Below are 7,648 nucleotides of genomic sequence, written 5' to 3'. Positions count from 1 at the left end.
GAATTATCAGCTTTTATGAGTCGATATATGGTACAATAATAGTAACAAAAGCAGAAAAAGGGGTTTAAATTATGATTAATAAAATTGATTTCACAGCTAAGAATCTAACATCAAATGCAGGTCTTTTTCTTCTCCTTGAGAACGCAAAAAGTAATGAGATTTTTGATCTAGTTGAAAATGACCTCGTATTTGATAATGACTCCACAAATAAAATCAAGATGAATCATATAAAGACGATGATCTGTGGTCACTTATTGGTATAGACAAGCTAGAACGTCTAAAGCTCCTTCAAAATGATCCACTCGTTAATGAATTTGATATTTCCGTAAAAGAACCTGAAACAGTGTCACGGTTTTTAGGAAACTTCACCTTTAAGACAACACAAATGTTTAGAGACATTAATTTTAAAGTCTTTAAAAAACTGCTCACTAAAAGTAAATTGACATCCATTACGATTGATATTGATAGTAGTGTAATCAACGTAGAAGGTCATCAAGAAGGTGCATCAAAAGGATATAATCCCAAGAAACTAGGAACCCGATGCTACAATATCCAGTTTGCATTTTGCGACGAATTAAAAGCCTACGTCACCGGATTTGTAAGAAGTGGCAATACTTACACAGCTAACGGTGCATCTGAAATGATCAAAGAAATAGTAGCCAACATCAAAACAGATGATTTAGAGATTTTATTTCGAATGGATAGTGGCTACTTTGATGAAAAAATTATTGAAACGATAGAATCTCTTGGTTGCAAATATTTAATTAAAGCCAAAAGTTATTCTACGCTTGCATCCCAAGCAACGAATTCATCGGTTGTATTCGTTAAAGGTGAAGAAGGCAGAGAAACTACAGAACTGTTTACAAAATTAGATAACTGGAGAAAGACAGAAGGTTTGTTGTGTCTCGCGTACTGAAACCAGAAAAGAAAGAGCACAAATATCACTTTTAGAAGGCTCTGAGTACGAATACTTTTTCTTTGTGACAAACACTACATTGCTTTCTGAAAAAGTAGTTATATCCTATGAAAAACGTGGCAATGCTGAGAACTATATTAAAGAAGCCAAATACGACATGGCGGTGGGTCATCTTTTACTTAAATCATTTTGGGCAAATGAAGCGGTGTTTCAAATGATGATGCTTTCATATAACCTTTTTTGTTGTTCAAGATTGATTCCTTAGAGCCTTCAGAATACAGACAGCAAATAAAGACCTTTCGTTTGAAGTATGTATTTCTTGCAGCCAAAATCATTAAAACCGCAAGAACTGTAATTATGAATTTGTCAGAAAACTATCCGTACAAGGAAGTGTATGAAAAATGTCTGGTATAATAAAGATATCATCTTGAAAATCGAGTGTTGCTCTGTGGATAACTTGCAGGGTTTAATAAGTATCTTTACTCCAAAGTTGCAATCAATAATTTATTGAAAAAGATTGAAAGGTGGTGGTAAATAATGTTACAATGTGGGAGTATCAGTTTAAATTTTTCTTGAAATAGTGTTCTTTTAAGCTAATAAAAAATGCACGTGGAATTTAGGTACAAGATTCAAATATGTACGATTTTAAAAAATATCTAGATGACTATTTAAATGATATGATATTAAAAGATGGTAAATTAAGGTTCAACCACGACTTTTGTGAAACCACCTAATAACTGTAAAAACATATCAGGAAATAGTACGACTATTTTCCAGTAATATGGAGTCCAAATATTTGTAACATATCATATGTTTTGTTAATAATGAAAAGTAAACATATATAGCATTTTACTGCCAAATGTAATATTTATAGTATCCTTGAGTTAAGATGTATACACTGCTATATGTCCAAATTCAGGCACATTCGGAACATATTCTTAATCTAAAGTTATCAATGTTACGGTAGCCATAACCCCTACGCTTAATATTTTTAAGTTTATGATTTCTACCTTCAGTTGGACCATTGCTTATAAAAAAATAATAATAGTTGAGTATATATTCTCTCCAGTTATTTAGAGTTTTACAAAATGATTGTAATTCTGGTATTTCACTTTCAGCTACAAGAGCTGTGAAATAGTCGATATAAACACTTGCTTCATCTATGTTTGTTATATGAAAAAATGTTCTAAACTCTTCTTTTAACTCATAACAAGTGCGAAGCATTGGGTATTCACTGCAAACTTGCTCCAAGAGTTTTTCTTCTTCTGCTTTTAAATCCTCATGATTTTTTAAAAAAGGCCCAGCGTATACCAAATACTTTCTTTTTATCGCCATCTTCCTTACGGATTTTATTTTGGATGTGTTTCCTTGCCTTATCTACTGCTACATGGAAGGCCTGAGATATATGAAATCTATCAGTAACCAGAGCAGCATTAGGAAAGCACTCTAATACTGCTGCCGCATAAGTTTTACTCATATCCAAGGATACAGCTAAAACACTTTCACGTTGTTCCTTAGTAAAATTCTTTGTAATGTATTTAACAACACTTTTTTTGTTCTGCCGTCAATTAGTGCTGCTACATCACCAGTTTCATGATTGTATATCACTGTATAATATACGTGTCCTTTAGATTTTGCAATATCATCAATGCCGAGGAAAATAAAAGGTCCCATTTCCTTTGTATCTATCTTAATTTTTGCATAATGATTGAATATGCGCTGTACCTTATTATCGCTAAATCCAAGTAATTCAGCCACATTCTTTATAGTGTTTTTGCACGTAAGTTTAAAGATAAACTCTTCAAATGGTATATAGTATGAGGCTGGTATTTTCTTATGAACGAAAATGCTTCATCAAATGGATGATTAAAATCACATTCACATATATATCTACGAATCTTTAGATGTAGTATAGTTGTTTTATCACATATGGGCAAATGCTCATATAATTGAATTCTATAATCATGAACTTTATATGTTGTTTTATTGCATTTAGGACAACTAACTGAATGAGTCTTTGATTCTGCATGAATTTCAACTATTCCATTATTTACATTTACAAATATTACCTTAATATCTTGCAATCCTATTAGATTTTCTATAAAATTAAAGTCTAAAGGCATTCGATACTCACTCCTTATTTTGATTTTTCGTGCAAGATAATCATAAAGGAAGTATCGGATGCTTTTCAACTTTTTTGACAATACATTGGTAATACAATTAATGGTTATCCTTATTAATCACAAAGGTCGTGGTTGAACCTAAATTAATTGATGATTCCTCAATGATTGCTATAGAAATAAATTAGACTTAGGGTGATAATTATGTTGAATTTAATAAAAAATACTCTAACCTTATACGGTATTAATGGTTACAATAATATAATCGAAAGTGTAATAAAAGCTTTAAATGCTTATGATTATTATTTTGACATAAAATTAATTCTAACAGAAGCTTTATTAAATGCTTTTGAGCATGGGAATAATAGCGATAAAAATAAACCTATAAGTTTATTTTACAACTTTGATGGCAAATACTTAAATTTTTAAAATAACTAGTTCTGAAAAAACTTTGCCAAAGATTAATATACCTGAATCTGTAAGCAATGAAGATTTACTAAAAGAACATGGCAGAGGACTTTTTCTTATAAAATCTTTATCTGATAAAGTAGAATTCAAAGGTAACTCATTGCTTATCCAAAAAAGCATTTTAGATAATACAAATACGGAGGTCTCTATATGAAAAAAAGTTTAGAAAAAAAATTGATTTCACTAATTCTTATTGCATTTTTAATCCCTATAATACCACTTGAAATTCATATTCTTATGTTTACTTCAGACTCATATAAAAGCTATAATTTATCGATATTAATTATACTAATTGTATTAGCAGCAATATATATTACTTTTTCCTGTATATTTGTTAAACATAAAATTATTAATCCGATAAAGCAACTTGAAACATCAATGACAAAAGCAGGCAATGGAGATTTTACTGTAAAAACAAATTTAAAACTGGTGACGAACTTGAAACTTTAAGTAAATACTTTAATAATATGATAAAAGATCAAGATCATATAGTTAAAAACATAAGAAACTTTTCTGAAACTTTAACTGCAGAATCTGAGGAAATATCTGCATCTAGTGAAGAAATTAGTTCTGCAACTGAAGAAGTAGCTGCACATATTGAAGAGGTTGCCCAAAGCTGTGAAAAACAAAATGGCTTAATTGTACAAACTTCAGAAGTTCTAGTTCAGCTTTCTAGTTTAGTTCAAATTGCTCAAAATAAAGCTTCAACTGCTAAAAACAATTCAAATACCACTATGAATGCTGCTAATAACGGAAGAACTCAGATTGAAAAAACATTGAATGCTATAAACAATATAAGCCAAACCTCTGCTGAAGCTGAAAATATTATGCATACTCTAGACGATCTTTCAAATAAAGTAAGTGGAATAATAACAACAATAAATGATATATCAGAGCAAACAAATTTACTTGCTTTAAATGCCGCAATAGAAGCCGCAAGAGCTGGTGAACATGGCAAAGGCTTTTCCGTAGTTGCTGATGAAGTTAGAAACCTTTCGGAACAAACAAGCAATGGTGCTAATGAAATATCTAAATTAATAACTGAAATGACTACTTTAACAAGAAAAGCTGTTGAATCCATGACTTCTAATAAAAAAGCAGTCGAAAATGGTGTATCTGTAGCTACAGATACCGATAAATCTTTTGTGAATATAATTTCTTCAGTAAATCAAATTGTAAGTGATGTTAATGAAATAGTTGATGTAACTAAAGATGAAGTTGCAAGTTCAGAACAGATAGTAAAGTTAATAGATTCAGTTGCAAGCATTACAGAAAAGAATACTGCAAGCAGTGAACAAGTTGCTGCTGCATCAGAAGAACAAGCATCTGCTATTCAAAATGTTGCCGCTAGTTCAGAACATACAAGTGAAACTGCAATCGACATGAATAAATTAATTGAAAAATACAATGTTTAGAAGGTGATAATAATGAAAAACATTACAATACCAGAGAATTTTTCTGTTGAGGAAGCTTCTGAATATAGAAAAAAACTTAATGAATTAATTGAAAATGGTGAAAAAGACTTTACATTAGATTTTAGTAATTGTACTTTTATCGATAGTACTGGATTGGGTGTCCTAGTTGGCGTTTATAAAAAGTGCAATGAACTTAATGGAAATTTTGTGGTTCAATCAATAACAAACCCTCAAGTTTTAAAGATATTTAAACTCACAAGACTAGATAAAGTCTTCAATATTGCGAAGTAGCAATGCTTCGTCACATAAACCAATAGGGGTTTGGGCTTTTAGCCCATGTGATTCTTGAACTAGATAAAAGTATTATCTTAAATAGTCCTATAAATCTAAGGTTCAAAAATTGTAAAATACTAAGAAATTTCAATAACTCGCTGAAAAAATTCTCAGACAATTGAAATATCTAAGTATTTTACAATTTTTGAGCCAAGATTTATTAGGGTATATATGTTAATGGAATTCCTATAGGCAGTAAAAAACTAGATAAGGATAAATGTAATGGAGATCAGTTAGAATTACCCATACCTAAGGATATGCAGATATCCAATTATATGGATATACAAATTGCATTTGATCTTGAACAGCCAAATTTAAATTGTCAGTTTAGGCAGGAGGAAATGCCCTGGGCTATTGTGACAGGGGATTCATATATCTATATACCTAATAATAAAGTGGATTTTTACAAATTCGATAACTATCCTCAACCGTTTATTTCAGACAAACAAGTTAATAACATAGGAATTGTAGTACCAGAAAATCTATCAGAAAAAGAGCTGGAAGGAATAAGCAGAGAATCTTTTCATATATGGGCAATGATATGGAATACAATAACGGAGAGTTAACGGTTATAGAAGAGAAAAATTTCTCAAGTAAGTATCATAATATGAATCTTATAGTATATGGTACTCCTCAGAGAAATAAGGTTATAAAGGAATTAAACTCTAAGTTGTGGTTTAAATATAATAAGAATTATAGCTCCTTTGAAGGAAGTGAAAAATTATATTTAACAGAACCCTATGCTTCAAATATAGCATCTTTTCAGTTTGATGTATCGCCATATAATAAAGGCAGGGCTATTTTAGTTTTAACGTCACCAAAGGATGACATACTTTTAAAATCATTGATGTTTTTATCCACAACAAAATATAGTTCAAAACTTTCAGGAGACTCTGTTTTAATAGATACCTATGGTAATATAAAGAACTTTAAGTTTAAAAAGGAAGATAATAAATCTTTAAAGGATAAGTTTAATATTATAGAGACAAATACTAAAGTTTTTCTTGGCTTCATAGGGCTGTTCTTAATATTTAGTGCCACTGCGGTAGTTTTATATTACTTTAAAAATAAGAGATTTAAATAAATATAGATAAACAAATTCATAAATTGACATATTCACTTAGCTAAGGTATTGAGTTTACTGAACAATAGTTAAATGAATATGTAAAGCTTTGAAGTTGGATATCTATATATAGGGTTACACACCTACAACTTAACTTATACACATGTTAAAACCTTGTGGTTTCAATGCTTTGATTATATGAATAAATTAAGTTTAGACTAAGTAACCCTATATAGGGTTCAACGATTTAAATTTAACTTATACTAGGAAACTTCTAGCATATGCTAACGAACGAATCTTATCAAAGTCATTGTTGAGTTCGTCAAATAGCAACTTAATATCAGATATTAACTCAAAAATAGAACTTCTAGAAGAAGGTCTAAATAATTTAGCCTTTAGATAGTTCCAGATATTCTCCTGAGGATTCATGTTGGGGGAATACCTAGGTAGTAATATGACTGTTAGTTTTCCTTTGTTATCAAAGAAAAAACTTTGCATTTCATAGCTTGTGTGAAATTTAGCATTATCCATGAATAGTACTACTTTTTTACCTTCATTAATTTCTATTAGATTTTCTATGTGAGCTTTTACTTCTTTTGAAGTTATAGAGTGTTCGGAAGAATATAAGTCATTGACAGTATGGAAATTATTTAAAATTGAAGTAGAGCCTATGATATTAACACCATCATGCGAAGCATTTTTTTCAAGAACAGGGGGATTTCCTACAGGACTCCAAAAGAGACGGTTGTCCGATTCAACACAAACTTTAGTTTCATCTAAAGCATAGACAACTACCTCAGATGAAGACTCTAAAGTGTCTAGTGTTTCTAAAGTTTTTTTTAAAAGCTTCCTGTTCATCTTTGTCAGCTTTCGTAGGCTTTGGTTGAGCTCTTTTGTAAGATAGTCTATTAGCAATAAGAGTTACCCTTATTGTTTCACCTGATACTTTTATTCCATATGTTTTTTCAATATATAGAGATAAAAGTTGGCAAGACCAATTATGGCATGTGAATTCAAAATCGGCAGGTGACTTATTTGTAGCCACATAAATAAGATCATCAACCATCTCTGGTTCTAATTTACTTTCAGAACCGCCACGGTTATCTTTTATGGATTCTATGCCATGAGCATTCCATTCTTTAATATGCTTAACAATGGAAGTCTTGCTTAACCTGGTAGCCTCAATAATGTCAGTATTCGACTGTCCGAAGTATCGCATTGTTACTACAGCCAGTGCTAATCTTGAATATTTGCTATCTGTGTTATTCTTTAGATCAACTAAATCTTCAATTTTATATCCATGTAATGTTTCTATGCTGAATGACTTTCTTCC

Annotated in this window: 11 protein-coding genes and 2 pseudogenes; 8 read left to right on the top strand and 5 right to left on the bottom strand. The window is 30.6% G+C overall.

Features of this window, described 5'->3' with window-relative positions:
* Positions 1-71 precede the first annotated feature (71 nt).
* Positions 72-1,330 (top strand): annotated as a pseudogene (locus CLMAG_RS30350) (IS1380-like element ISEnca1 family transposase).
* A gap of 501 nt (positions 1,331-1,831) precedes the next feature.
* On the opposite strand, the gene CLMAG_RS34600 reads toward CLMAG_RS30350, so the two are convergent.
* The 3 genes and pseudogenes from CLMAG_RS34600 to CLMAG_RS30330 form a co-directional block, all read right to left on the bottom strand.
* A complete protein-coding gene (locus CLMAG_RS34600; protein WP_082832165.1) occupies positions 1,832-2,251 on the bottom strand; it encodes a transposase in 420 nt (139 codons plus the stop codon).
* Positions 2,196-2,590, bottom strand: a pseudogene (locus CLMAG_RS35150) (ISL3 family transposase). Before CLMAG_RS35150 ends, CLMAG_RS34600 begins: the two are co-directional and overlap by 56 nt.
* A gap of 89 nt (positions 2,591-2,679) precedes the next feature.
* On the bottom strand, positions 2,680-3,039 hold the full coding sequence (locus CLMAG_RS30330) for a transposase family protein (RefSeq protein ID WP_066631267.1): 360 nt from the start codon (positions 3,037-3,039) through the stop codon (positions 2,680-2,682).
* 201 nt (positions 3,040-3,240) lie between these two features.
* Between CLMAG_RS30330 and CLMAG_RS31415 the strand changes: the two genes are divergently transcribed.
* The 7 genes from CLMAG_RS31415 to CLMAG_RS30300 all read left to right on the top strand — a co-directional run bounded on the left by CLMAG_RS31415 (position 3,241) and on the right by CLMAG_RS30300 (position 6,336).
* Positions 3,241-3,465 (top strand): ATP-binding protein, encoded by a 225-nt coding sequence (locus CLMAG_RS31415; protein WP_082832163.1) that lies wholly within the window; start codon positions 3,241-3,243, stop codon positions 3,463-3,465.
* A 22-nt stretch (positions 3,466-3,487) separates the two neighbouring features.
* A complete protein-coding gene (locus tag CLMAG_RS32870; protein ID WP_161487072.1) occupies positions 3,488-3,658 on the top strand; it encodes an ATP-binding protein in 171 nt (56 codons plus the stop codon).
* Positions 3,655-3,954, top strand: coding sequence for a hypothetical protein (locus tag CLMAG_RS34115; RefSeq protein WP_066631265.1), 300 nt, complete (start codon positions 3,655-3,657; stop codon positions 3,952-3,954). Before CLMAG_RS32870 ends, CLMAG_RS34115 begins: the two co-directional genes overlap by 4 nt.
* A 17-nt stretch (positions 3,955-3,971) precedes the next feature.
* The gene (locus tag CLMAG_RS30315; RefSeq protein WP_066631262.1) at positions 3,972-4,919 is read left to right on the top strand and encodes a methyl-accepting chemotaxis protein; all 948 of its coding nucleotides are present in this window, start codon (positions 3,972-3,974) and stop codon (positions 4,917-4,919) included.
* 12 nt (positions 4,920-4,931) lie between these two features.
* Positions 4,932-5,210: an STAS domain-containing protein gene (locus CLMAG_RS30310; protein ID WP_066624978.1), complete on the top strand. Its 279-nt coding sequence runs from the start codon at positions 4,932-4,934 to the stop codon at positions 5,208-5,210.
* A 209-nt stretch (positions 5,211-5,419) separates the two neighbouring features.
* Positions 5,420-5,818 carry a cellulose biosynthesis cyclic di-GMP-binding regulatory protein BcsB gene (locus CLMAG_RS30305; protein ID WP_153041021.1) on the top strand — a complete coding sequence of 133 codons (399 nt, stop codon included), beginning with the start codon at positions 5,420-5,422 and terminating at the stop codon, positions 5,816-5,818.
* Positions 5,782-6,336 (top strand): hypothetical protein, encoded by a 555-nt coding sequence (locus tag CLMAG_RS30300; RefSeq protein ID WP_161487071.1) that lies wholly within the window; start codon positions 5,782-5,784, stop codon positions 6,334-6,336. Before CLMAG_RS30305 ends, CLMAG_RS30300 begins: the two co-directional genes overlap by 37 nt.
* Positions 6,337-6,573: 237 nt before the next feature.
* Here CLMAG_RS30300 and CLMAG_RS31410 read toward each other — a convergent pair whose 3' ends face one another.
* Together CLMAG_RS31410 and CLMAG_RS31405 are read right to left on the bottom strand one after the other, a co-directional pair.
* Entirely contained in the window at positions 6,574-7,173 is a 600-nt protein-coding gene (locus CLMAG_RS31410; protein ID WP_082831967.1) for a transposase, read from the bottom strand.
* On the bottom strand, positions 7,112-7,648 hold a 537-nt coding region (locus CLMAG_RS31405; protein ID WP_082832162.1), incomplete at its 5' end, for a helix-turn-helix domain-containing protein. The genes CLMAG_RS31410 and CLMAG_RS31405, both read right to left, overlap by 62 nt.

Origin of the sequence: Clostridium magnum DSM 2767 (assembly GCF_001623875.1) — a bacterium.
GTDB lineage: Bacteria > Bacillota > Clostridia > Clostridiales > Clostridiaceae > Clostridium_AM > Clostridium_AM magnum.
The sequence above is the reverse complement of the archived record's forward strand: the minus strand, read 5'-3'. Positions and strand labels throughout refer to the sequence as shown.

What these genes read in the sequence shown, in the direction of transcription:
- CLMAG_RS34600 (WP_082832165.1), bottom strand. Translation starts at nt 2,251, where the DNA reads ATGGCGATAAAAAGAAAGTATTTGGTATACGCTGGGCCTTTTTTAAAA.
- CLMAG_RS30330 (WP_066631267.1), bottom strand. Translation starts at nt 3,039, where the DNA reads ATGCCTTTAGACTTTAATTTTATAGAAAATCTAATAGGATTGCAAGAT.
- CLMAG_RS31415 (WP_082832163.1), top strand. Translation starts at nt 3,241, where the DNA reads ATGTTGAATTTAATAAAAAATACTCTAACCTTATACGGTATTAATGGT.
- CLMAG_RS34115 (WP_066631265.1), top strand. Translation starts at nt 3,655, where the DNA reads ATGAAAAAAAGTTTAGAAAAAAAATTGATTTCACTAATTCTTATTGCA.
- CLMAG_RS30315 (WP_066631262.1), top strand. Translation starts at nt 3,972, where the DNA reads ATGATAAAAGATCAAGATCATATAGTTAAAAACATAAGAAACTTTTCT.
- CLMAG_RS30310 (WP_066624978.1), top strand. Translation starts at nt 4,932, where the DNA reads ATGAAAAACATTACAATACCAGAGAATTTTTCTGTTGAGGAAGCTTCT.
- CLMAG_RS30300 (WP_161487071.1), top strand. Translation starts at nt 5,782, where the DNA reads ATGGGCAATGATATGGAATACAATAACGGAGAGTTAACGGTTATAGAA.
- CLMAG_RS31410 (WP_082831967.1), bottom strand. Translation starts at nt 7,173, where the DNA reads ATGAACAGGAAGCTTTTAAAAAAAACTTTAGAAACACTAGACACTTTA.